The sequence below is a fragment of the Flavobacterium sp. 120 genome (assembly GCF_003633605.1).
GTDB lineage: Bacteria > Bacteroidota > Bacteroidia > Flavobacteriales > Flavobacteriaceae > Flavobacterium > Flavobacterium algoritolerans.
The window spans coordinates 2,782,081-2,805,918 of the sequence record NZ_RBKZ01000001.1; the positions used below are offsets into that span (position 1 = coordinate 2,782,081).

At 33.9% G+C, this 23,838-nt stretch carries 24 protein-coding genes and 2 tRNA genes; 17 read left to right on the forward strand and 9 right to left on the reverse strand.

The genetic code is table 11. The features are described from left to right. Positions 1-275 precede the first annotated feature (275 nt). The 10 genes from C8C87_RS11845 to C8C87_RS11890 all read left to right on the forward strand — a co-directional run bounded on the left by C8C87_RS11845 (position 276) and on the right by C8C87_RS11890 (position 9,531). Positions 276-1,253 carry a M23 family metallopeptidase gene (locus tag C8C87_RS11845; RefSeq protein ID WP_121342747.1) on the forward strand — a complete coding sequence of 326 codons (978 nt, stop codon included), beginning with the start codon at positions 276-278 and terminating at the stop codon, positions 1,251-1,253. A 74-nt stretch (positions 1,254-1,327) separates the two neighbouring features. Continuing rightward, the gene (locus tag C8C87_RS11850; RefSeq protein WP_099714491.1) at positions 1,328-1,660 is read left to right on the forward strand and encodes a MerR family transcriptional regulator; all 333 of its coding nucleotides are present in this window, start codon (positions 1,328-1,330) and stop codon (positions 1,658-1,660) included. Between the two features lie 66 nt (positions 1,661-1,726). Continuing rightward, on the forward strand, positions 1,727-2,314 hold the full coding sequence (locus C8C87_RS11855; RefSeq protein WP_099714490.1) for a LemA family protein: 588 nt from the start codon (positions 1,727-1,729) through the stop codon (positions 2,312-2,314). Between the two features lie 83 nt (positions 2,315-2,397). Next, positions 2,398-2,835 carry a TPM domain-containing protein gene (locus C8C87_RS11860; RefSeq protein ID WP_099714489.1) on the forward strand — a complete coding sequence of 146 codons (438 nt, stop codon included), beginning with the start codon at positions 2,398-2,400 and terminating at the stop codon, positions 2,833-2,835. After that, a complete protein-coding gene (locus tag C8C87_RS11865; protein WP_121342748.1) occupies positions 2,835-3,650 on the forward strand; it encodes a YgcG family protein in 816 nt (271 codons plus the stop codon). Before C8C87_RS11860 ends, C8C87_RS11865 begins: the two co-directional genes overlap by 1 nt. Positions 3,651-3,719: 69 nt before the next feature. Further along, on the forward strand, positions 3,720-4,133 hold the full coding sequence (locus C8C87_RS11870; protein WP_099714487.1) for an Rrf2 family transcriptional regulator: 414 nt from the start codon (positions 3,720-3,722) through the stop codon (positions 4,131-4,133). 245 nt (positions 4,134-4,378) lie between these two features. Continuing rightward, complete coding sequence (locus C8C87_RS11875) at positions 4,379-6,922, forward strand: TonB-dependent receptor (RefSeq protein ID WP_121342749.1); 2,544 nt, start codon at positions 4,379-4,381, stop codon at positions 6,920-6,922. A 196-nt stretch (positions 6,923-7,118) separates the two neighbouring features. Beyond that, positions 7,119-8,303 carry a chromate transporter gene (locus C8C87_RS11880; RefSeq protein ID WP_099714485.1) on the forward strand — a complete coding sequence of 395 codons (1,185 nt, stop codon included), beginning with the start codon at positions 7,119-7,121 and terminating at the stop codon, positions 8,301-8,303. A 124-nt stretch (positions 8,304-8,427) separates the two neighbouring features. After that, positions 8,428-9,168: a DUF2490 domain-containing protein gene (locus tag C8C87_RS11885; RefSeq protein ID WP_121342750.1), complete on the forward strand. Its 741-nt coding sequence runs from the start codon at positions 8,428-8,430 to the stop codon at positions 9,166-9,168. Between the two features lie 126 nt (positions 9,169-9,294). Then, entirely contained in the window at positions 9,295-9,531 is a 237-nt protein-coding gene (locus C8C87_RS11890; protein ID WP_121342751.1) for a hypothetical protein, read from the forward strand. Between the two features lie 100 nt (positions 9,532-9,631). Here the strand turns inward: C8C87_RS11890 and C8C87_RS11895 are convergent, their stop codons facing one another. From C8C87_RS11895 to era, 3 genes are all read right to left on the reverse strand, one after another. After that, a complete protein-coding gene (locus C8C87_RS11895) occupies positions 9,632-10,423 on the reverse strand; it encodes an SDR family oxidoreductase (RefSeq protein ID WP_121342752.1) in 792 nt (263 codons plus the stop codon). A 79-nt stretch (positions 10,424-10,502) separates the two neighbouring features. Then, positions 10,503-11,813 carry a ribosome biogenesis GTPase Der gene (der, locus tag C8C87_RS11900; protein WP_099714481.1) on the reverse strand — a complete coding sequence of 437 codons (1,311 nt, stop codon included), beginning with the start codon at positions 11,811-11,813 and terminating at the stop codon, positions 10,503-10,505. Between the two features lie 160 nt (positions 11,814-11,973). Next, positions 11,974-12,855, reverse strand: a complete 882-nt coding sequence (era, locus tag C8C87_RS11905; protein ID WP_099714480.1) for a GTPase Era — start codon at positions 12,853-12,855, stop codon at positions 11,974-11,976. Positions 12,856-12,972: 117 nt separating this feature from the next. Between era and C8C87_RS11910 the strand changes: the two genes are divergently transcribed. From C8C87_RS11910 to C8C87_RS15935, 3 genes are all read left to right on the forward strand, one after another. After that, a tRNA-Met gene (locus tag C8C87_RS11910) sits at positions 12,973-13,045 on the forward strand. Positions 13,046-13,077: 32 nt separating this feature from the next. Continuing rightward, a tRNA-Met gene (locus tag C8C87_RS11915) sits at positions 13,078-13,150 on the forward strand. A 242-nt stretch (positions 13,151-13,392) separates the two neighbouring features. Beyond that, positions 13,393-13,773 carry a hypothetical protein gene (locus tag C8C87_RS15935; RefSeq protein WP_233550032.1) on the forward strand — a complete coding sequence of 127 codons (381 nt, stop codon included), beginning with the start codon at positions 13,393-13,395 and terminating at the stop codon, positions 13,771-13,773. A 552-nt stretch (positions 13,774-14,325) separates the two neighbouring features. Here C8C87_RS15935 and C8C87_RS11925 read toward each other — a convergent pair. Then, on the reverse strand, positions 14,326-15,180 hold the full coding sequence (locus C8C87_RS11925; protein WP_121342753.1) for a leucine-rich repeat domain-containing protein: 855 nt from the start codon (positions 15,178-15,180) through the stop codon (positions 14,326-14,328). A gap of 182 nt (positions 15,181-15,362) precedes the next feature. Between C8C87_RS11925 and C8C87_RS11930 the strand changes: the two genes are divergently transcribed. Beyond that, on the forward strand, positions 15,363-15,845 hold the full coding sequence (locus C8C87_RS11930; RefSeq protein ID WP_099714477.1) for a DUF1761 domain-containing protein: 483 nt from the start codon (positions 15,363-15,365) through the stop codon (positions 15,843-15,845). A gap of 88 nt (positions 15,846-15,933) precedes the next feature. Here the strand turns inward: C8C87_RS11930 and C8C87_RS11935 are convergent, their stop codons facing one another. Then, a complete protein-coding gene (locus tag C8C87_RS11935; RefSeq protein ID WP_121342754.1) occupies positions 15,934-16,212 on the reverse strand; it encodes a 4a-hydroxytetrahydrobiopterin dehydratase in 279 nt (92 codons plus the stop codon). 97 nt (positions 16,213-16,309) lie between these two features. On the opposite strand from C8C87_RS11935, the gene C8C87_RS11940 reads away from it, so the two are divergent. Then, positions 16,310-17,458: a GNAT family N-acetyltransferase gene (locus C8C87_RS11940; protein WP_121342755.1), complete on the forward strand. Its 1,149-nt coding sequence runs from the start codon at positions 16,310-16,312 to the stop codon at positions 17,456-17,458. Here the strand turns inward: C8C87_RS11940 and C8C87_RS11945 are convergent. After that, on the reverse strand, positions 17,451-18,341 hold the full coding sequence (locus C8C87_RS11945; protein WP_099716273.1) for a diacylglycerol kinase family protein: 891 nt from the start codon (positions 18,339-18,341) through the stop codon (positions 17,451-17,453). The two genes, C8C87_RS11940 and C8C87_RS11945, sit on opposite strands and share 8 nt — an antisense overlap. Before the next feature lie 64 nt (positions 18,342-18,405). Between C8C87_RS11945 and C8C87_RS11950 the strand changes: the two genes are divergently transcribed. Then, positions 18,406-19,374: an App1 family protein gene (locus C8C87_RS11950; protein ID WP_099714475.1), complete on the forward strand. Its 969-nt coding sequence runs from the start codon at positions 18,406-18,408 to the stop codon at positions 19,372-19,374. 33 nt (positions 19,375-19,407) lie between these two features. Here the strand turns inward: C8C87_RS11950 and C8C87_RS11955 are convergent, their stop codons facing one another. Further along, positions 19,408-21,315, reverse strand: a complete 1,908-nt coding sequence (locus C8C87_RS11955; protein ID WP_099714474.1) for an ATP-binding cassette domain-containing protein — start codon at positions 21,313-21,315, stop codon at positions 19,408-19,410. Between the two features lie 73 nt (positions 21,316-21,388). Here C8C87_RS11955 and C8C87_RS11960 point away from each other — a divergent pair, with 73 nt between their 5' ends. After that, on the forward strand, positions 21,389-21,772 hold the full coding sequence (locus C8C87_RS11960; RefSeq protein ID WP_099716272.1) for a DUF983 domain-containing protein: 384 nt from the start codon (positions 21,389-21,391) through the stop codon (positions 21,770-21,772). A gap of 2 nt (positions 21,773-21,774) precedes the next feature. Here the strand turns inward: C8C87_RS11960 and C8C87_RS11965 are convergent, their stop codons facing one another. Beyond that, positions 21,775-22,827, reverse strand: coding sequence for an FAD-binding oxidoreductase (locus C8C87_RS11965; protein WP_121342756.1), 1,053 nt, complete (start codon positions 22,825-22,827; stop codon positions 21,775-21,777). 100 nt (positions 22,828-22,927) lie between these two features. Then, on the reverse strand, positions 22,928-23,818 hold the full coding sequence (gene gldN, locus C8C87_RS11970; protein ID WP_099716271.1) for a gliding motility protein GldN: 891 nt from the start codon (positions 23,816-23,818) through the stop codon (positions 22,928-22,930). Between the last annotated feature and the right edge of the window lie 20 nt (positions 23,819-23,838).

The window sequence follows — 23,838 nt, forward strand, 5'->3', positions numbered from 1 at the left end:
AATCAAATCAACATTTTTTGCCCCAGATAGCAGTGAAAAGCTTCAAGATTTATAGATTTATTTTTTCTTGAGGTGGCAGAGCGACTCCCGAAGTCTCGGGATAAGCTCCTGCTGGCTCATTAGAAAAAAAGATTTATAAACGAGAACTTGTAACGAATAGCTGGAATAGGCACATTATTTTATTTATTATTGAAAAAAGGGTGTAACAAATGAAACATTTATTAAATTTGTTCGTCTAACCTTTTACAGTGTGCAAAAATAGGGTATTTTAAAATATGTCGAAAGTAAAATATTATTACGATTCCGAAAATCTAGCCTATAGAAAAATAAAAACACGAAAAAGAAGAAAACTTGGTGTTATTATTCTGTTTTTATTGGCATCGGCATTGTTTGGTTTTTTGAGTTTCATTGTTTTATTGAACACTCCATATTTTGAAACACCAAAAGACCGTTTGCAAGCGCGTGAAATTGAAAATTTGAGATTGAATTATGCGCTGCTGAACAAAAAAATGGATCAGGTAAATGGCGTTATTGAAGCTATTGAAAATCGAGATAATAATTTATATCGTGTGTATTTCAACAAATCAGCGATTCCGGATTCTATTCGAAAAGCGGGATTACCGGGAATAAGCAGGTATAAAACACTAGAAGGTTATGACAATTCCCAGTTGGTAATCAATACCACAAAAAGAATTGATGTCCTTAGCAAGGAATTAGCGATTCAGTCGAAATCATTGGATGCAATTTTGAAATTGGCAGAAGCCAAAAGTGATTTTTTGTCAGCTATTCCTGCCATTCAGCCAGTACGAAATGAAAATTTAAAGCAAATGGCATCTGGTTTTGGATACCGAACGGATCCTTTTACAAAAGCAAGGAAGATGCATGAAGGCATGGATTTTACAGCTAAAACAGGAACACCCATTTATGCCACAGGCGACGGAGTTGTAGCAAAAGCGGACAATACTGCCTCAGGATATGGAAATCATATTGTTATTCGGCATGGATTTGGATACGAAACTTTATACGCGCATCTGAGCAAATATAAAGCTAGAGCGGGACAACGTGTAAAACGAGGCGACATTATAGGTTATGTAGGAAGCACGGGAAGATCCGAAGGACCGCACTTGCATTATGAGGTTCACAAGGATAAAAAAGTGGTGAATCCGCTTAATTTTTATTACGGAAATATTTCAGCTGTAGAATATGTTGTGATTGCACAATTAGCAAATCAAGAGAATCAATCATTAGATTAATGCTCCAGAAAAGTAATCAGGTGTAGGAGAAAAAAGTCTACAGGTTGCAGAATTAAAAGTCAAATAAAAGAAACATGCATATTGAGCTTTCTAAAGATAAAAGATATTACAGCATTGGCGAAGTAGCCAAAGCATTTGACGTGAATGCATCGCTGATTCGTTTTTGGGACAATGAATTTGATATTCTGAAACCAAAAAAGAATGCGAAAGGCAATCGAATGTTTACTCCGGAGGATATCACTAATTTACAACTGATCTATCATTTGGTCAAAGAAAGAGGTTTTACGCTGGAAGGTGCCAAAACCCATTTGAAAGAAGGACAGAAAAAAACGTTGGATAAATTTGATATCATTCGAAAATTAGAAACGATACGCACACAATTAACAAATATAAAAAACGAATTGTAGTCATTTAAGACTACTTATCGATTGAAATTTTTAAACAATTAAACAATAAACTTAAATTAAATAAACATGAAAAGATTTTTGCCTTGGATTATCGGAGCAGTTGTAATTTTTGTAATTTACAGCTGGGTTAAAGGAATTAACAATACTGCAGTAACTTTAAACCAAAATGTAGAACAATCTTGGGGTGATGTTCAAACGGCGTATCAAAGAAGAAATGACCTTATTGGAAATTTAGTAAATACAGTAAAAGGTGCCGCTGATTTTGAAAAAAGCACGTTGACAGCAGTTATCGAAGCGCGTTCTAAAGCTACTTCTGTAAAAATTGATCCAGCAAATATTACTCCGGAACAATTAGCTGAATTCAACAAAGCACAAAGCGGTGTGAGCAGTTCATTGTCTCGATTATTAGTAACTGTTGAAGCATATCCTGAATTGAAAGCCAACCAAAATTTCTTAAAATTACAAGACGAATTGGCTAGTACTGAAAATCAAATTCTAACAGCGAGAACGCGTTTCAACGAAGCTGTTAAACCATATAACTCTCATATTAAAACGTTCCCAAATAGCTTATTTGCAGGATTGTTTGGATTCAAAGAGAAAGCATACTTTAATGCAGTTGAAGGTGCTGATAAACCAGTTGAAGTAAAATTCTAAAGTTAGATTATTTAGACTTCTAGATTTTTAGAAGTCTAAATAAATCAAATTTAAATTCAAGAAACAACCTTTAAAATATTTCAATGTCAAAAGTAGAAGATTTTTTAACCAAAGAAGAAGAACAAGAAATTGTTGAAGCTATTCGTATGGCTGAAAAAAATACTTCTGGCGAGATTAGAGTTCACATAGAAAAAACAACTTCCTTGGATGCGTATGATCGCGCCTTGGAAGTTTTTCATGAACTGAAAATGGATGAAACTGAGCTCCAAAATGGTGTTTTGATTTACTTAGCGGTAGAAGACAGGCATTTTGTAATTTGTGGTGACAAAGGTATTAATGATGTCGTACAAGATGATTTTTGGAATTGTACCCGCGATATTATGGTGGCTGAGTTCAAAAAAGGGGATTTCAAGCAAGGTCTTGTTGATGGAATTGCCAGAGCAGGCGAACAATTGCAAAAATATTTCCCTTGGCAAGAAGGCGATACAAATGAATTATCAAACGAAATATCTAGAGGATAATGCTATTACAAAAAAAGAGTACCCTAATTTCCCTAAAACTGTTTGTATGTTTGCTATTCACACAAATTGGTTTTGCGCAATTTACCATTCCTGAAAAACCAACTTTACAAACTTCTGTTTATGATTATGCTAATGTTCTAAGCGCAACAGAAAAAGCACAATTAGAAGAAAAACTAATTAAATATTCAGATTCTACTACTACTCAAATTGTGGTGATTACCATAGAAAGTCTCAAAGGAGAAGATATTGGTATCCTTACTCCAAAATGGGGACATGCTTGGGGAATTGGTGGAACTGCAAAAAATGATAATGGTGTACTTATTTTATTGGCAAAAGCCGAAAGAAAAATATGGATTTCACCAGGGTATGGACTTGAAGATCGATTGACTGCCGGTATTGGTGGAGAAATTACACGAAACATTATTATTCCTGAATTTAAAGCAGGAAGTTATTACAAAGGACTCGATAAAGGAACGGATGCTTTATTTGATGTTTTTAAAGGAAAATACAAAGGAGAGCGAGTAAAAAAAACAACCAAAGATAAAGGATTCCCTATTTTACCCTTAATCGTTATTGTCATTATTATACTGGTATTGATATCCCGAAACAAAGGCGGTGGCGGAAATTCCGGTAACAGAGGCGGCGGTATTGGCCCAAGTTTATTGGATGTCATTATTCTAAGCAGTCTTGGAAGAAACAGTGGCGGAGGTGGTTTCGGCGGAGGTTCATCTGGTGGTGGATTTGGCGGAGGCGGTTTCGGCGGAGGATTTGGTGGCGGAGGTTTCTCTGGCGGTGGATCTGGCGGAGATTGGTAGTATTCAGTCCCCATCTTTAAAAAATAATTACATCTGAAATTCAAAAAAACATAAATCAATTACAGTAAAATGCTTTCACATAAAGCCAAATACGCGCTAAAAGCCCTCTTATATTTAGCGCAACAAGAAGAAACCCATGTTTCTCGAACTATCGAAATTGCCGAGGCGGCATCTATTCCAAAAAAGTTTTTGGAACAGATTTTATTGGATTTAAAACGCGGCCATTTCGTAGGAAGTAAACAAGGTAAATTTGGCGGTTATTATCTTCTAAAATCTAAAAACGACATTACTTTAGCCGATATTCATAGGCTTTTTGATGGTGCAATTGCTTTACTTCCTTGTGCATCATTAAATTTTTATGAACGCTGTTCTGATTGCGTCGATGAATCGGAATGCCTATTACGACACGGATTGATTACCATTAGAGAAGAAACTTTAAAGGCAATGGAAGGCATCACTATTGCTTCATTAGTAAAAAAATAAAAAAATATTTTTTAAACTCTACTAATTTTATAGAATTAATTATATATTTGCCCCAGATTTAATACATAATTAACAATCCAAATTTAAACGTATGAAAACGTACCAAAGTAAGTTTGCTTTATTGAATAAGCAACCCGGAAAAAATCAACTAATTGTAATTGAAAAAAAGAGCTGTCAAATGATGTGTATGTGTTAGTTTAAAAAAATTTAAATTAAATTCTACTAATTACATATACTTAATATAAATGAAAAATTCTATAAAAAATATACTTACTCTATTATCCGTTCTAACTTTCTCAATATCATTTGCACAAAACATTGAAGGTGTAGTTACAACAAACCAAAACATTCCGTTAGAAGCAACAAATATTGTTATAAAAGGAACAACTTCTAACACAATTTCTGATTCTAGCGGGAAATTTATAATAGACACAAAAGGAAAACTCCCTTTAACTCTTTTAGTTCAATATGTAGGATACAAAACTGCAGAAATAGAAATTACTTCTTTAGCAATACCTTCATTGCAAATAACGCTTATTGAAGAAAATGCTTTGGTAGAGGTGGTAGTTTCCTCAAGACGCCGAATAGAAAAAGTACAAGATGTGCCAATCGCAATATCAGTAATAACAGGAAAACAGGCAGAACAAACTGGAGCTTTTAACGTTAATCGCATAAAAGAACTTGTTCCATCAGTTCAATTATATTCTTCAAACCCAAGAAATACAGGTATTAATATTCGAAGTCTAGGCTCTCCTTTTGGACTTACAAATGATGGAATTGATCCTGGTGTTGGTTTCTATGTTGATGGTGTTTATTATGCCCGTCCAGCGGCAACCACTCTAGATTTTATCGATATCGAACAAATTGAGGTATTGCGTGGTCCGCAAGGATCATTATTTGGTAAAAACACAACTTCAGGAGCCTTTAACATTACTACTCGTAAACCGAGTTTTACTTCAGGTGCTGACTTTGAAGTGAGCTATGGAAATTATGCATTCCTACAAGCCAAAGCATCTGTTACAGGAGCATTAGGTAAAAAAATTGCAGGTCGTATCTCTTTTTCCGGTACGCAACGTGATGGTCTAATTGATAATGTCGCAACAGGAAGACCTACAAATTCCCTCAATAATCAAGGAATAAGAGGACAATTACTTTATACACCTTCTGAGAGAACCAATATTATATTAGCTGCAGATATTACTACGCAACGTCCAGATGGATATGCTCAGGTAGTTGCTGGTGTAGCGCCTACACAAAGAGCGCCTTATCGTCAATTTGATGCTATTATTGCTGATTTGAATTACCAACTTCCGAGTTTTAATGCGTTTGATCGTAAAATTGACCACGATACGCCATGGCGTTCCGGACAAGATATGGGAGGTATATCTCTTAATGTTGATACAAAAATTGGAAACGGAACACTTACGGCAACTACCGCTTGGCGTTTTTGGAATTGGGATCCATCAAACGATAGGGATTTTACAGGATTACAAGTGTTAGCAAAATCGCAAAACCCAACCAGACAAACACAAATAACACAAGAAGTACGTTATGCAGGTCAGCTTACCTCTAAATTAAGTGGTGTTGTAGGTGTCTTTTTTATTGACCAGACATCACAAACAGATGGTACAGAAGAATCCGGTAATGCTCAATGGAGATTTGCACAAAGCACCACCAGTAATTTATGGAAAACACCAAATCTATTTGAAGGTTACGGTATCAAAACCGATGCCCGCATTAGAGCTTCCAGTGCAGCAGTATTTGGTCAATTGGACTGGGCTATAACAGAACGTTTGCACGTATTACCAGGTTTACGCCATAATTTTGACAAAAAAGATGCTTATTATAACCGTACAACATACGGAGGGCTTCAAACGAGTGACCCAGCTTTAATTGCTTTGAAAAAATTAGTTTATACAGATCAATCATTTTCATCTAACACTGACAACACTGACTTTTCTGGAAACATAACCGTTTCTTTTAAAGCTACTGACAAGATTAATGCGTATGCAACTTTTGCGAAAAGCTACAAACCTGTTGGAGTAAACGTAGCTGGATTACCTACTCTTGCCGGACAGCCAATTCTTGAACTTGCCGTAATTAAACCAGAAGAAGTAAATCATTATGAAATTGGAGTAAAAACATCACCGTTTAAAAACTCAATATTCAATTTAACCTTCTTTAATACCGATATCAAAGATTTTCAAACAAATGTACAGGCAGCAGAATTAGGTGTAAACCGTGGCTATCTTGCCAATGCAGATAAAGTACAGGTAAAAGGTGTAGAACTGGATGCGAGTTTTGTAATCAGCAAACATTTAACCATCAATGGAGCAGCAACATATACAGACGGTAAATATGTTAAATTTACAAATGCACCCCTTCCGTTAGAAGAAACTGGAGCGGCAGTATCTTTTAAAGATGTTTCCGGAACTGCTTTACCGGGTGCTTCGAAATGGGCAGGATCTTTAGGAGGAGAGCTTTCAGATAAAGCAAAATTCTTTGGAAATGCAGGAAAAATATTCCTTGGAATCGATTCTTATGCACGTTCTGAATTCTCTTCAAGTCCTTCTGCTTCAAAATATTTAGTAGTTCAGGGTTATGCCCTATTTAATGCTCGTTTAGGTTTCCGTGCAACAGATGGTTTGTCTGTACAATTCTGGGGACGTAACCTTTTAAATAAAGATTATTACGAACAACTATTGCCTGCCGGTGGAAATTCAGGACAATATGCAGGTGTATTAGGCGATCAAAGAACGTATGGAGTTACATTGAAATATTCATTATAATAGTTACAAACTTTTAAATTATAAATACAAAAATACCGCAATTCGTTTTATAACGACTGCGGTGTTTTTAATTCAAACTAAAGTCTAAATAGATTTAAAACTAACTTCCGATTTGGAAATCAGAGACCAACTTCCATAACTCTATAATTCTAATTTGGAATCGCATTTAACATCCTGAACCATTTAATTAAAATATATGTCTCAGCCAGAAATAACAACTCCAAATTATACTTTACTGGATTTAATAAAATATTTTCTTAAACTGGGGACAACTGGTTTTGGAGGTCCAGTCGCTTTGGTCAGTTATATGCAAAATGATTTAGTTGAAACTCGAAAATGGATTAGCGAATCTGATTTTAAAGAAGGACTGGCTCTTTCTCAATTAGCTCCCGGTCCCTTGGCTGCTCAATTAGGCATTTATATTGGATATGTTCACTATGGTATTTTGGGCGCAACTGTTTCAGGATTTGCATTTGTTCTTCCCTCCTTCATCATGGTTATATTGATAGGAATAGCTTATCAAGCCTATGGAAGTTTACCTTGGATGCAAGCCATATTTTACGGAGTAAGTGCTGCCGTAATTGGAATCATCGTAATGAGTTCCTACAAACTTACCATCAAATCGATTAGTAAATTTGAAATTTCAGGGATTAAAAAAAACTGGTTACTTTGGTTTTTTTATATCAGTTCTGCTATACTAACGGCTGTAACTCAAAAAGAAGAGGTGCTCTTATTCATCGCTTTAGGTTTTTTATACATGGTTGTCAAAGCTCCGCCGGAATGGATCAAACGACCTAAAACAACTTCTTATTTTTTAATAGGTTCTGCTGGATTCTCTACTATAGAACTTGGAAAATTAGGTGATTTGGCCTGGTTCTTTACAAAAGCCGGAGCATTTGTTTTTGGAAGCGGGCTGGCAATTGTTCCATTTTTACATAGTGGAGTTGTCAATGAATATGGATGGTTAACGGAGAATCAATTTGTTGATGCCGTAGCCGTAGCTATGATCACTCCTGGACCAGTTGTCATTACAGTTGGTTTTATTGGCTTTTTGGTTGCCGGCTATAAAGGAGCTGTTGTTGCTGCGTTAGCGACTTTCCTGCCTTGTTATCTTTTTACTGTGATTCCTGCTCCTTATTTCAAAAAAATTGCCAAAAACCAAAGCATCAGAGCCTTTGTAGATGGAATTACCGCTGCGGTGATAGGAGCTTTAGTAGGAGCGGTAATTGTCATTGCCTCTCGTTCAATTATAGATTTTCCCACAATACTGATTGCTATAGGAGCAATATTAACTCTCATTTACACTAAAAAAATACAAGAACCACATATTATTGGTATTGCTGCACTCTTAGGTGTTTTACTGAAACTAATAGACACATAGTTCTAAATAAACGATGTAAATTTTGACAAATTAAAATATTTAATTGAAGTCCTTTTAAAAAAAAAATACAACCCATAGAATTAATAGAGTTTTTGTAAATTTGCCAAAATTGAAATAAAACTCCGTGAAAACCATTAGAATCATTTTCTTTTTATTCGTATCAGTCCTCTGTCAAGCGCAAACAGAGAAAAACATAGATCATCAAAGCATTCTTTGGACACGATACAACAATCAATTGGTATTAAATGAAAAATGGTCTTTGCATACTGAGTTTGACAATAGAGTCTTTTTAAAACCAGTAAAAGAGAATTTATATGTCATACGAATTCAAGGACGCTATAAAATCAACGAAAATTTAGAAGCAGGAATTGGCTTTGCCCATTTCTCTGTTGCTACACAAGAACCTGAAGTTTCCTATGATTTTAAAATACCGGAATACAGAGGACAACAAGATCTTACTTGGAAGCTAAACATTAATAAAGTAACATTGCTACAACGATTTCAAGCAGAAGAACGATTCATTCATAATGCCAATAAAGAATCATTGTTACCCGGCTCTACATTCACATGGAGATTCAGATACAGACTTCAAGCCGATTATATTTTTTGGAAAAAAGAAAATCAATTTTTAAAAACTATTCTTTCAGATGAAATAATGTTCAATGCGGGAAAAACTATCATTAAAAACACTTTTGATCAAAATAGGATTTATGCAGCGCTACAATATGGCATAAACAAAAACATTGCATTAGAGTTGGGTTATCTAAACAGTTTTCAACGCCGAACCAATGGAATTAATTATTTCAATAGAGATATTATCCGATTCAGTATTTTTCATAAAATAAAACTCCAAAAAAAGGTTTAAAATAGTATTTATGACCTTTCACTACCATGAATAATCAATGATTTATTTTAATTTTAAACATTGATTACCAATACATTAACTAAATATTTTGAATTTCCGGCGTAACTTTAATAAAAAGATATAGCCATGAAAAATTTTGCAATTAAACTCGTTTGGTTTACTACCATTTATGTTTTTGTATTTGCCGGTTTATGTCAAACTAACGTAGCTTTGCCGGTAATAATGACCTTATATTGCGTTGGCATACCATTAATCTTGTTTATGGTTTATACCGTACTACATGATGATTATACAACCACAAAAACATTTAAAGATTGGTACGGTGATCATCCAATGGAAACTTTGGAAGAAGATGAAAATTAGGAATATTATAGTTTTATTAAATAACAAAAAATCCCTAGCAATCGGGATTTTTTATTCTTATCAATTCCTGATTTAAATTTTCATTAGACAATATTGAAATTTATCTTACTTTGCTTTTTAAAACAAAATAATGCAACCACTTTGGGAAAAATCGTTTCATATAAACCCCCAACGTTTCTTTGCCACCAATATAAACTTCAAATTTATCGGACTCAACTGCTTTCACAAATTTTTTGGCAAAAACACTTGTTGGCATTCCGTTTTGAGTTGCTTCATCATCTATATTTTGTTTTGATCCGTCTGCAGTCAAGGCATTTTTAGCTACATTAGTTTGAATAAATCCAGGGCAGACGAGTGTCACACTGATATTGTCTTTTTGATGTTCCATTCTCAAAACATCAAAAAAACCATGTAAAGCATGTTTTGCACCACAATATCCTGAACGATATGGCGAACCAAATTTCCCCATCAAACTGGTAATGGTTACAAAATGGCCTTTCTTATTCTTGATAAAATGAGGTAATAATGCTTTTGTTAAGGCAACCGTCCCGAGATAATCTGTTTCGATGAGTTTTTTATCTACTTCAAAATCGGTTTCTACAATCAGCGAGCGCTGGCTAACACCGCCATTATTGATAAGCAGATCCACTTTTCCAAAGGCGGCAATGGCTTTTTCTGCATGATTTTTGGCGTTGTCAAAATCAACCAAATCAAAAGGTAAAATGGCGACTTCTGTGTTTGAACATTTAGATTTTACCGTTTCTAAAGCATCACTATTTCTAGCCGAAAGAATTAATTTGCAATTTTTACCAGCTAATTCATACGCTAAAGCCTCTCCTATTCCGCTTGAAGCGCCTGTAATCCAAACTACTTTGCCATTTATTGCATTCATATTTTTTCATAAAAATAAAAAAAGTTTATCGAGCTTTTGCAAACTCAATAAACTTTCTATTTTAATTTAGAAATAAAAACTATTTCTCTCTGATATAAATATCGATTGGCACTCCTGAAAAGTCCCAGTTTTCTCTAATTTTATTTTCCAGATAACGTTTGTAAGGTTCTTTTACATATTGTGGCATATTGGCAAAAAACACAAATTGTGGTGTTGGTGTTGGCAACTGCATGCAATATTTAATTTTTACATATTTCCCTTTTGTAGCTGGTGGTGGGTATGCTTCAATCACTTTCAACATAAATTCGTTGAATTTTGAAGTAGCAATACGTTGTTGTCTATTTTCGAAAACTTTTACTGTAGCTTCCAAAGCTTTCAACAAACGTTGTTTTGTCAAAGCCGAAACAAAAAGAATAGGCACATCCGTAAATGGCATTAATTCTTCTCTGATTTTAGCTTCATAATCACGAGTTGACATCGTTTCTTTCTCGACTAAATCCCATTTGTTCACTAAGATGACAACACCTTTACGGTTTTTCTCCGCTAACCAAAAAATACTTTGATCCTGACCTTCAAAACCACGAGTGGCGTCAATAATCAAAATACAAATGTCAGCATGCTCAATCGCACGAACCGAACGCATTACCGAGTAAAACTCTAAATCTTCCTTTACTTTTGCTTTACGACGGATTCCCGCAGTATCCACTAAGTTGAATTCGAAACCAAAACGGTCAAATTTCGTATCGATAGAATCACGGGTTGTTCCCGCAATATCAGTAACAATATATCGGTCTTTACCAATTAAGGCATTGATAAAACTTGATTTTCCAGCATTAGGACGACCTACAACTGCAAAACGAGGTAAAGCGACTTCTTCTTGGGTTGGTTCTGGTTTTACTGGAAAAGCATCAATCAATGCATCCAATAAATCTCCTGTTCCACTTCCTGAAATACTGGCAAACGTATAATATTCTCCTAAACCAAGGTTGTAAAACTCTACCGCATCTTTCTCACGCATCGCATTATCCACCTTATTTACTGCCAGTAAAACCGGTTTCGTTACCTTACGCAACAATCTCGCAACAGCATCATCCATTGGAGTAATGCCTTCTTCAACATCAACTACAAAAATGATAACATCCGCTTCATCAATGGCAAGTTCCACTTGTTTACGAATTTCGCCTTCAAAAACGTCATCCGACCCACGTACGTAACCACCTGTATCAATTACAGAAAACTCTTTTCCGTTCCACTCGCTTTTACCATAGTTTCTATCTCGGGTCACCCCAGATACTGAATCTACAATAGCTTCTCTTCTTTGTATCAGCCTATTAAAAAGGGTTGATTTCCCTACATTAGGTCTTCCTACTATCGCAACAATGTTATTCATAATATAAATTCAAATATTTTGCAAAGGTACTCTATTATTTTGTAATCTAAGCTATCCGTTTTTTGCGTGAAGGATAGCAGTGAAAATCCTTTGTTGCAATTCTTTTTGCAACAAAGATTGTAACGTATAGCCTGACCCTTGTGGTCACGCCCAAATTATATTATTGATTGTATCCGAATCGTTTTAACATATTTGCGTTGCTTCTCCAGTTTTTATTCACTTTTACGTACAACTCTATATGGATTTGTTTGCCAAAAAATTTCTCTAAATCGACACGGGCTTCCATTCCTACTTTTTTCAAAGCGGCACCTTTATGCCCTATAATGATTCCTTTTTGGGTATCGCGTTCCACCATAATCAAAGAACGGATTCTAATGATGTTTTCATCCTCAAAAAATTCTTCGGTAACAATTTCTACTGCGTATGGTATTTCTTTGCTGTAATTCAACAAGATTTTCTCACGGATGGTTTCATTTACAAAGAAACGCTCCGGCTTATCTGTCAATTGATCTTTTGGATAATAAGCAGGTGATTCCGGCAACAATTCAATGATTCTTCCAAAAACTTCCGGTACATTAAAATTCTGTAAAGCAGATATTGGAAAAATTTCAGCATTAGGAACTTTGGCAGTCCAGAAAGCCACTTGTTCTTCCAGTTGCGCCTGATTTGAATTATCGATTTTATTCAATAATAATAGAACCGGAATTTTGGCATGGATAATTTTATTAAAAAACGCTTCGTCTTTCAACTCTTGTTCTCCAATTTCCACCATATAAATCAGCACATCAGCATCTTCAAAAGCGGACTTCACAAAATTCATCATTGATTCCTGCATTTCGTATGCCGGTTTGATGATTCCAGGTGTATCTGATAAGATCATTTGAAAATCTTCTCCATTTACAATTCCTAGAATTCTATGACGTGTTGTTTGTGCTTTTGATGTGATTATTGACAATCTTTCTCCAACAAAGGCATTCATAAGTGTTGATTTACCAACATTTGGATTCCCGATGATGTTTACAAAACCTGCTTTATGTGACATTTCTATTATAATTTATTCCGCAAAGGTAGTCATATCAAGTCAATAGACGAAATAAAACATTTTTTAAAATTTTCGTTGGAAATTTAGAAATTCGTCGTACATTTGCACCCGAAACAACGCGGGATAGAGCAGTAGGCAGCTCGTCGGGCTCATAACCCGAAGGTCACAGGTTCGAGTCCTGTTCCCGCTACTAAGAATTTTATTGAAATTACAAACGCACATCGCGGGATAGAGCAGTAGGCAGCTCGTCGGGCTCATAACCCGAAGGTCACAGGTTCGAGTCCTGTTCCCGCTACTAGAAAGCTTCAGAGAAATCTGGAGCTTTTTTTATGGAATAAACTTGAGGATGCAATAGCATCAACAACAACCATACTACAATTAATTATAGTTAGTACGATTATACCTATATTTGTTTAAAACATAAGTAGCATTCTACCACACTAAACTAGCTATATAGAGATTGCTTTTTGTAACAAAGTCACACATATATAAAAGTCATCTTTAACTGCAACGGACAACACAACGACTACTATCAAAATGAAAATAATAAGCTGGAATTGTAATATGGCTTTTCGAAAAAAAGCGGAGTTTATTCTGAAAGAACAGCCAGACATTCTAATTGTGCCTGAATGTGAACATCCGGACAAATTAATTTTCAAAAATGATATAGCTAAGCCAACAGATTTATTTTGGTTTGGAAAAAATCAAAACAAAGGGCTTGGAATATTTTCGTATTCAGACTTTAAGATTAAACTTTTAAGTATTCACAATCCTGAATTTAAATATGTACTACCCTTATCCGTTAGCAACAATGAAATTGAGTTAACTATTTTTGCGATATGGGCTCAAAAACCTCAAAATCACGATTGCTATACAGAACAAATTTGGAACGCAGTTCATTTTTATAGCGACTTGTAGAATAATGAAAATGTAATTCTTGCGGGGGATTTTAACAGTAGTTCAATTTGGGACAAGCCAAAAAGAATTTACAACCATACTAACCTTGTTAACTTTTTAAAAAATAAGAATATCTATAGCACCTATCATAGTTTCCATAGTCAGACACAAGGAAAAGAAACCGCTTCAACTCTATTTATGCACCGAAAAATTGACAGACCATATCACATTGACTTTTGCTTTGCATCTAAAAATCTAATTGACAAAATTAAAAGTGTGGAAATAGGAGAATATGAAAATTGGACTAAATATAGCGACCACAAACCTATAACTGTGTCATTTGAAATATGACAATAGAAATAACAGATGTTTTGAGTTAAAGTGTGATTTATTGGAATTGTCATTTCGCATCATATTTCCTTCAAAGTCGAAAATTGAAAGATTATAAGTCAAAACAATCTAAACGAAAAAAAAACCTGTGAAGCAAGCTTCACAGGTTTAGACAAACTAAGTTTATTAAAACAACTAAATATGCAATATCAAAGAGTATGCAAACTCTTTACTATTTCTAAATTAATCTTCAGAAGCGATAGCTGTATTTTTACCAGTATTCACTTCTAATAAAACCGCTACTCCCTTATCATTTATCATTGTCATATTTAACGTATCTAAAACCGCTAAATTTCTAGATGTTAATCCATTAAACATATTGTAAGAAATATTCATTTCTTTCAATTTATCCAATTTCTCAAGCTCGAAAGGTATCTGACCAATCATCTTATTATCAAACAAACTAAGATTTTCAAGTGATGTCATGTTTACTACTTCACTACTTAATCCTCCTGAAAGTTTATTACTGTTTAAAAGCAATGTTTTTAGCGTTTTTATTTCATATAATGAAGTTGGGATTTGCCCTGCTATTTCATTGTTGAATAACGAAAGTGTTTCTAATTGATTCAAAGCTCCTATTTGCATTGGTAATTCTCCTGAAATGGCATTCATATACAATTCTAAATCTTTCAAATTACTCATTTCACAAATAGAAGAAGGAATTGTTCCTGATAGTCTATTGAACGAAAGATTCAATACTTTCATTTCTTTTAATTTCCCTATTGAAGAAGGAATTATTCCTGATATTTGATTTTTGTGTAAATCCAATTTTTGCAAACTTACCAGGTTTAAAATTTCTTCAGGAATTTCACCAATCAAATTGTTATTGTCCAAGGCAATAGAAATCACTTTATCGTCTTGCAACGTAACACCATGCCAAGTAGAAATAGGTGATGTTAAATCCCATTTTACTTTCCACTGATCTCCATTTGTAGATTGATACAGTTTTACTAACGCATCTTTCTCAGATTGAGACACATCTGCAAACATTGAAAATGAAAACAAAAGGGTTAAAAATAGAGTAGTTATATTTCTCATAACGTCAGATTTATTTTTTTAATACACATAAAACTACACACTACGAAGCCAATCAGCAAATAAAATCGACGAACTACACTGTTTTGCAATTTTTATAGAGTTATATCTTACAAGAATGTTTGATTTTCTTAATTAAATATTAATTTGTTAAATTTGATTTACTAATCTTTAAAACCAATTTTATGGAAATCAATTTTCTGGCACTTTTTGTTGCTGCGCTATCGACACTTGTAGTAGGATTTGTTTGGTACAATCCAAAAGTTTTTGGAACCATTTGGATGAAAGAATCCGGTATGACCGAAGAAAAAATGAAAGGAGGAAATATGCTCTTGACATTTGGACTATCATTACTGTACGCTTTTTTCATAAGCTTTATAATACAAATGCTGACTATACATCAATTTGGCGCATTAGGAATGGTGGGAGGAGATCCAAGTATCGCAAAACCTTCTTACGAGGCTTTTATGGCAGATTACGGAATGGCATTCAGAACTTTCAAGCATGGAGCTTTACATGGTTTTATGACTGGACTATTTTTAGTATTACCGGTTATAGGAACTAATGCATTATACGAAAGAAGAAGCTTCAAATACACTCTGGTAACAGGCGGTTTTTGGATCGTATGCTTTATGATTATGGGAGGAATTATTTGTGCCTGGAAATAATTTCCAAAAAAAATAAAATAAAATAAAATAAAATAAAATAAAATAAAATAAATTTCGTCTTGGCATTCTTCAAGACGAAATTTATTTTTTATTGAATTCCCTCAATAGCTTTGGCTAAATCTAAATCCTTATCGGTAACTCCGCTTGCATCATGTGTTGTCAGCCTGATTGTGACTTTATTATACACATTGAATAATTCCGGATGGTGATTTCTTTTCTCGGCCATCACTCCTACTTGCACTATAAAACCTAATGCTTGAGTAAAGTTTAAAAAGACAAACTTTTTCTCAATTCCATTATTGTCAAATTGCCAATCTTTAAGCGCTTTTAACTCTGGTTGAATTGTCTCTGCTGAATAGGTTTCCATAATGTACTTTTAATTTATATAAAGTTAGTTAATTTCGAGACATTGAGAAATACTTTAACTTTATTAACTAATTTTGAAAAAAAATTACTCCTCAATTTTGACTACACCTTATTCTTTTAAAATTTATAGTGAGACAGCGCAACTTCCTTCAAACTGGGACGACTTAGCTGTTTCAACCATTTTTTTATCCAAAAAATACTTGGAGATTTTAGAGAAATCATCTCCGGAAAATATGGTGTGTCATTTTATTGGACTATTCGAAAATGAAACTTTAGTAGGGATTGCTCTCTCTCAATTTTTAGATTTAAACCTACTGGAATCTTTTGGAGATCGAGACAAATGCATTAAAACCACTGTTCGAAATTTAGTTTTCAGAAATTTCGGCTCTCATGTTCTTGTAATTGGAAACAACATGCTGACCGGGCAAAATTCTTTTGCGTTATCAAAGTCTATTGATAAAAAGAAAGCGTTGCAAACCCTGAGGTCAGCAACAACAGCATTGAAAAAAATGTTTCTGTCCAAAGGTAAAAAGATTCATATTACCACTTATAAAGATTTTCACAAAGAAGACATTGCGAACTTTGCCATTCCGGAATTCGAAAATGATTATCAGTTTTCGACACAACCGAATATGGTTTTTCACATCAATGAAAACTGGAAATCTGAACAAGACTACATTGACTCACTTTCAAAAAAATACAGAGATCAATACAAACGAGCCCGAAAAAAAGCAACCATTATTGAGAAAAGAAAAATGCATTTAGAGGATATCATTGCTCTGGAAGATACTATTTATGACTTGTATCTTCATGTGGCCAAAAATGCGCCTTTCAATACTTTTTTTCTGCCTAAAAACCATTTTAGGGTTTTCAAAGAAATCTTTAAAGACAAGTTTCTTTTTTATGGCTATTTTATTGATGAAAAATTAATTGGATTTAATACTTTAATAAAAAATGGTTCCGTAATGGACACTTATTTTCTTGGGTATGACGAAAGTATACAACGCGAAAAAATGCTGTATTTAAACATGCTATATGATATGATCGCATATTCCATCAATAAAGGTTTTAAGGAAATTGTGTTTGCAAGAACGGCATTGGAAATTAAAAGTTCTGTTGGCGCAAAACCTATAAAAATGTATGGATTTATAGCCCATAGCAATCAAATAGTCAATTCGTATATGCCTAAAATATTTAGATATCTCGAACCTGAAACCAATTGGCAGGAACGAAACCCCTTTAAATAATCCCGCTAATTAAATTCGGAATAGCTACTTTCATTTGTTTGGGTAAAATTTCAATATTCAGATTTGTCTCGGTACCGCAATATTCCCCATCAATTTGAAAACTAACCGGAACATTTGTCCTAACCATTGCTTTATCTGTAGAAATTATCTCAACATCTTCTGAATCTAAAGGCATATTCCCTGAAATAATTTTTCCAAGTACTACCAAATCTAAATTTTTCAAAATAACTAATTCAAACTTTCCATCATCCATAACGCCATTAGGATTGATAGAAACCCCTGTACCGTATTTTTGAGAATTCGCAATCACAATCATTCTTGCTGTACATTCAATTGTTTCAAAATCGCCTGTTATTGTTGCAGTAAAAGGATCGTCTAAATCAATCAAAGTGGTAACTGTTTGTATCGCGTATCCCCATTTTCCTCGAATACTACTATTTTCATAGTTCTTTATCATTTCTGCATTTACGCCTAAGTCGCTCAAATGGATACTTTTTTTCCCATTGATAGAAATCATATCTATTTCCATGTAGTCGTTATGAAATGCAATTTCTAAGTTTTCTTCGATTGTAGATGGCAAATTTAAATCTACAGCTAAACCATTGGCAGAACCAGCCGGTATAATCCCAATAATAACGTCATGATTTTCCATGGCCTCAGCAACCATTTTTATTGTTCCATCACCACCGGCAACAATAATTCGTTCCGGATTATAGGTTTCATAGAGCACTTTTATATTCTCAATATCAGAGGCTCCCGAAGTATTATAAATTACAAGATTTAAATTCTCGTTTCCTGCAAAAATTGTTGTCGCATCAATCAACTCTGATTTGTCAACATCACCAGAGATTGGATTTACAACCAGCATAATATTATTTTTCAAACTTTTTCTTCTTTTATTGATTAAAAACAATTAATTTCAACAACACTCAAAAGTACTACAATAAATGAAACCAATTTTAAAATTATATCGCGGCTATGCTAATGAACAGGAATTGATTGTGATGGGGCATGTTTTTAAGCCAACAACAATTCAAGAGTATAATTTTCAAAAAAAGAATCTGAAAAACGCTACTTCGGTAATTAAAATGTTTCAAATAAAAACACAGGCAAACGCCGATGTATACTTAGAACACAACAATGCCAAAATTCATACCAAAACATTAATCGACGGTTATTTTAAATTCTGTGTTCCATTAGACCAAAACACTAATTATGGATGGATTGATTACGAAGTAAGTATTGTTTACAAAAATGAATCCATAACAACCCGAGACAGTTACATACGTCCCCACAAAGGAAATTTAGGAATCATATCAGATATTGATGATACTTTTTTAGTTTCGCACACGCTGAATCCTTTGAAAAAATTATATGTTTTATTATTTAAAAACGTAAACAAGAGAAAAATCTATGAAGATGTTGTGACGCATTATCAGGCGTTAAGCACAGCAGGAAGGGAAAACAAAGAGGAATTCAATGCTTTTTTCTATGTTTCCAGCAGCGAATGGAATTTGTATCGTTTTATCACAAAATTCACCGAAATTCATCAGCTCCCGAAAGCAGTTTTATTATTGAAGGATATTAAAACAAGCCTCACTGATTTTTTCTTGACCGGCAGAGGCAATCACAATCATAAGTTTGACAAAATAAAACACATTTTAGAATTTTACCCAAATTTAGAATATGTACTTCTTGGAGATGATTCGCAACACGATCCATTTCTATACGAGGCCATTTGTAAGATTTTTCCAGTAACCGTAAAAGCCGTTTATATTAGACAAACCGGAACAAGCAAAAAAGAAAAAGTAACTGCGGTTTTGAAAAATTTAGAAACCCTGAAAGTTTCTGTTTGTTATTTTCAAAATAGCAGCGAAGCCATTGCACACTCTAAAATGATTGGGATTATTGCATAAAAAAAGAGCTCCAAAAATGGAACTCTCTCTTTTTTATAAATTATCTATTTCTTCCTGAACTATTTCCCAATCAGAGAGAAGTTTGTCCAATTCTGCTTTTTTCTTATTGTATGCTGTGAAAAATTTAGCGTCTTCAATGTGTTTATCATAATTAGAAGCGAGCATTTTATCATCTTGCTGAATGTCCTTTTCTAATTGTTTGATTTGACTCTCGACTTTGCTCAATTTATTCTGCAACGCTTTCCCTTTTTTCTGATCTTCATAAGAAGCTTTGTTGCTTTCTTTAGGCGCAGCTGCTTTTTGGGCATCTTTTTTCTCCACTTCACGCATATTTTCCATATTGCGTTGCTCTAAGAAATAGTTGATATCCCCTAAATATTCTTTTATTTTTTGGTCTTTGAATTCATAAACCAAATTTGACATTCCCTGCAAAAAATCCCTATCGTGAGAAACCAGCAATAGAGTTCCACCAAATTTTTGAAGTGCGGCTTTCAAAACATTCTTAGATTTAATATCCAAGTGATTCGTAGGCTCATCCATCAACAAAACATTGATTGGTTGCAAAAGCAATTTACAAAGCGCTAAACGGTTTCTTTCGCCTCCAGAAAGGACTTTTACCTTTTTTTCTACATCATCACCACGAAACAAGAAAGAACCCAGCATATCGCGTACTTTCATTCGGTTTGTATCTGCAGCAGCATCTTCCATGGTTTGCAACAAAGTGATTTCGCCATCCAGATATTCGGCTTGATTTTGCGCAAAATAACCCAGCTGTACATTATGTCCTAACTTGATATTTCCTTTATACTCGAATTCGTCAACTATAGCTTTAATGAAAGTCGATTTTCCTTGTCCGTTTTGTCCAACGAATGCAATTTTACTTCCACGTTCCACTAACAAACTGATATCTTTCAAAATCGTTTTATCACCGTAACTTTTAGTCACGTTTTCGGCTTCAATTACAACTCTCCCCGGTTCTTTTGAAACAGGAAAAGTAATATTCATCACCGAGTTGTCATCTTCATCCACTTCGATACGTTCTACTTTATCTAATTTTTTGATTAACGATTGTGCCATCGATGCTTTGGAAGCTTTAGCACGGAATTTTTCAATTAATTTTTCCGTTTCTTCAATCTTTTTGGCTTGGTTTTTTTGCGTTGCCAATTGCTTCTCACGAATTTCATGACGCAGTTCTAAATATTGAGAATATGGTTTATTGAAATCATATGCTTTTCCTAGGGAAATTTCGATCGTTCTGTTCGTCACATTATCCAAAAACATTTTATCGTGCGAAACAATCACCACAACTCCCGGATAATTTCGAAGGAAACTTTCTAACCAGATGATACTTTCTATATCCAAGTGATTCGTAGGCTCATCCAGCAACAAAACATCATTGGCCTGCAATAATAATTTGGCTAATTCAATACGCATTCTCCATCCACCAGAAAAAGTTTCGGTTTGATTATCAAATACGTCTCTTTTAAATCCTAAACCAAGTAAAATTTTCTCCGTATCTCCCACATAATTATAACCGCCTAATAAATCAAAACGATGGGTATAATCAGATAAGTCTTCTATGATTTGACTGTATTCATCACTTTCATAATCCGTTCTTGTAACTAACAAGTGATTAATCTCTTCGAGCTTTTTCTCTACAATTTTAATCTCTGTAAAAGCTTCGTATGCTTCTTCCAAAACTGTTCTTCCTTGTTCAAAATCAATATCCTGACGCAAGAATCCCATACGAAGATCTTTCTCTTGAGAAATAACACCTGAATCAGGAGCAAAATCTTTAGCCAACATTTTAAGCATGGTAGATTTTCCCGCTCCATTCTTCCCTACAAGACCCACACGGTCTCCGGCACCCAATCGAAAGGTAACTTCTTCAAACAAATAAGTACCACCAAACGAAACGGATAAATTGTGTATATTAAGCATGTATTGTTATTTTATTCCTTTTCGAATGTGTAAATTTGTAACTCTAAGAAAGGAAAAATTAAATTTTTTGCAAATGTTAAAAAAAGGATCCAAATTATATAGCATTTTAACAGGAACTTGTCCTAAATGTCAGAATGAGAGTATGTATTTGGACAAAAATCCGTTACATTTCAATAAAATCTTGAAAATGCATGAAAATTGCAGCCATTGTGGTTTAAAATATCAAATTGAACCTTCCTTTTTTTATGGTGCAATGTATGTCAGTTATGGATTGAATGTCGCTGTTGGAATTGCAGCTTTTTTAATCTCATTTGTAATCTTTGGCTCCAGCCTAAAAGTGGCTTTTATTGCTATAATTGCATCACTTATTGTCTTATTCCCATTTGTCTTGCGCTGGTCCAGAAACATTTACATCAATATGTTTGTTTCGTATGATCCAAAAACGAACCAAAAATAATATTACTGCTGCCCTTTAGGCAGAAATCTTTTAATATCAATTTCTTTATTTAGTGGAACTTGATATTCTATATTTTCAAATAACGCTTTTGCCATTGCCGGTCCTAGCATAACTCCTCTGGTTCCCAAACCATTGAGAATATGTATGAATTCATAATTCCTATGTGTCCCCACTAACGGTCTTCTGTCCTTGACCGTTGGTCGAACGCCTGCAAAATGCTCGACAATTTCAAAATCACACGTAATAATTTCCTTTATTCTATCTACTAATTCTGTTTTTCCTTCCTCAGTAGGTAAATCCGTTTTATCTTTCCAATTATAAGTTGCGCCAACTTTGAATAAATCATTCCCAAGTGGCAAAATAAACACACTCGTATTCACAATTACATCTAAATCTAACTCAGGTGCTTTAATAATAAAAAGCTCTCCTTTGGTTCCGTCTAAAGGCAACTGATTAAAATAAGGATTGGCATGCATCCCAAAACCTTCCGCAAAAATGATATGTTTGGCGTGAATATTTTTATATTGAATACCGTCAGAATAAATTACTAAAGCATCATATTCAAAAGATTCTTCTTGAAACAAATTGTTATGTTTTAGATACTCTCTGTATTTATTTAAAAGCAAAGCGGTGTCTACATAGCCCGTTTGTAAAACTTCGCCATAACCATAAGGAGAATCAATTCCTATGTACTTTTTAAAAATTAACTCTGTTGACAAAAAAGGAGCAAGCGCAACTTTATCCGAAGCGGCAAACCAATTATTCTGTTCTTCAACGGAAAAGAATTTTCTTAAAATAGGACTTTTGAAATCAACCTTACAATTTAGTTTTTTTTCTAAAAGAGTATAAAATTCATTCATTAAAACTAATTGCTCTTGAGCCTGCCACACCTCGCTAAAACGTTTTAAAATAACAGGATTATACAAACCTCCAGCAATTTTAGATGAATTTTGAGAATTATTATCCAAAACCAAAATAGATTTATTATTCCGCAAAGCAATCTCTGCGTATGAAATACCTGCTAAACCAGAACCTATAATTAAATAATCAATCATTTGAAATTATACCTTTTAAATAAGTGCAAAGTAAACACATTAAAACAAAAAAACTCTTACCATTATAGTAAGAGTTTTTTAATATATTTTAAAGCCGGTATTAATAATTCCACATATCTTGTTCGAAATTGCGAATTTTTTCTTTTACTCTTTCCGATTCTAATAATTGATTTTGCGCGTTATCTTTCATGTATTCTTCAATAGTTCTATCGCCGTATACATTCTCTTCTTTGTAAATAACACTATTAAAACGCCTCGAGTTTAATATTTGATCAAATGAAACTGGCATCGCTGAATTTTTATCATTAAACGCTTTTGCTTCATGCAAAACATCTCTTGCAGCCGGGAAGAATACCCAGAACAATTCGATATAATCCTTTTCATCACTGTTCATCGTATAAACATCTGGAGTTACAGGACAAATTCCCAATAAACGATACTTCAATTCACTCTGACGTTTATCAAAATACCAGTATCCTTTAATTTTATATTGGGTTACATCTTGAGCAGCTAAGTCTTGTCTTAAAATATACTCATCAGATATTTGGTTTCCAGCATTAATTTGTTCTCTACCTGCGTCAGTAGTATCTATACGAGTCAATGAAGTTTGAATATCTTGCATTGATTTTTTGGTATTAAAATAACTATCAGTATACACCTCAGTAATTTTACCATTTTTCAAAGCTTTTGTAAGCACATCATACAAAGACCTTCTATCAGAACCAATATTTGAAGTATCAATAGGAAAATACAAAGCAAAATTAATTTTTTCACTTAAGTCAATAATTTCCCATGTAGTCTTACCCATTAAAACATCTCTATCATGTACATAACCATAGACTAATGGTTTATCATTATCTGAAATGAGTTGTGCCGCAGTTTTAAGTCCTATTTGGTCAGGAGTTTTTGCATTAAGCAAATTAGACTGTCCAAAAGAGGCGAAACTTCCCGTAATAGAGACAATAGCGATTAAAAAATTTCTTACATTCATCATGGTATCATAATAAGATA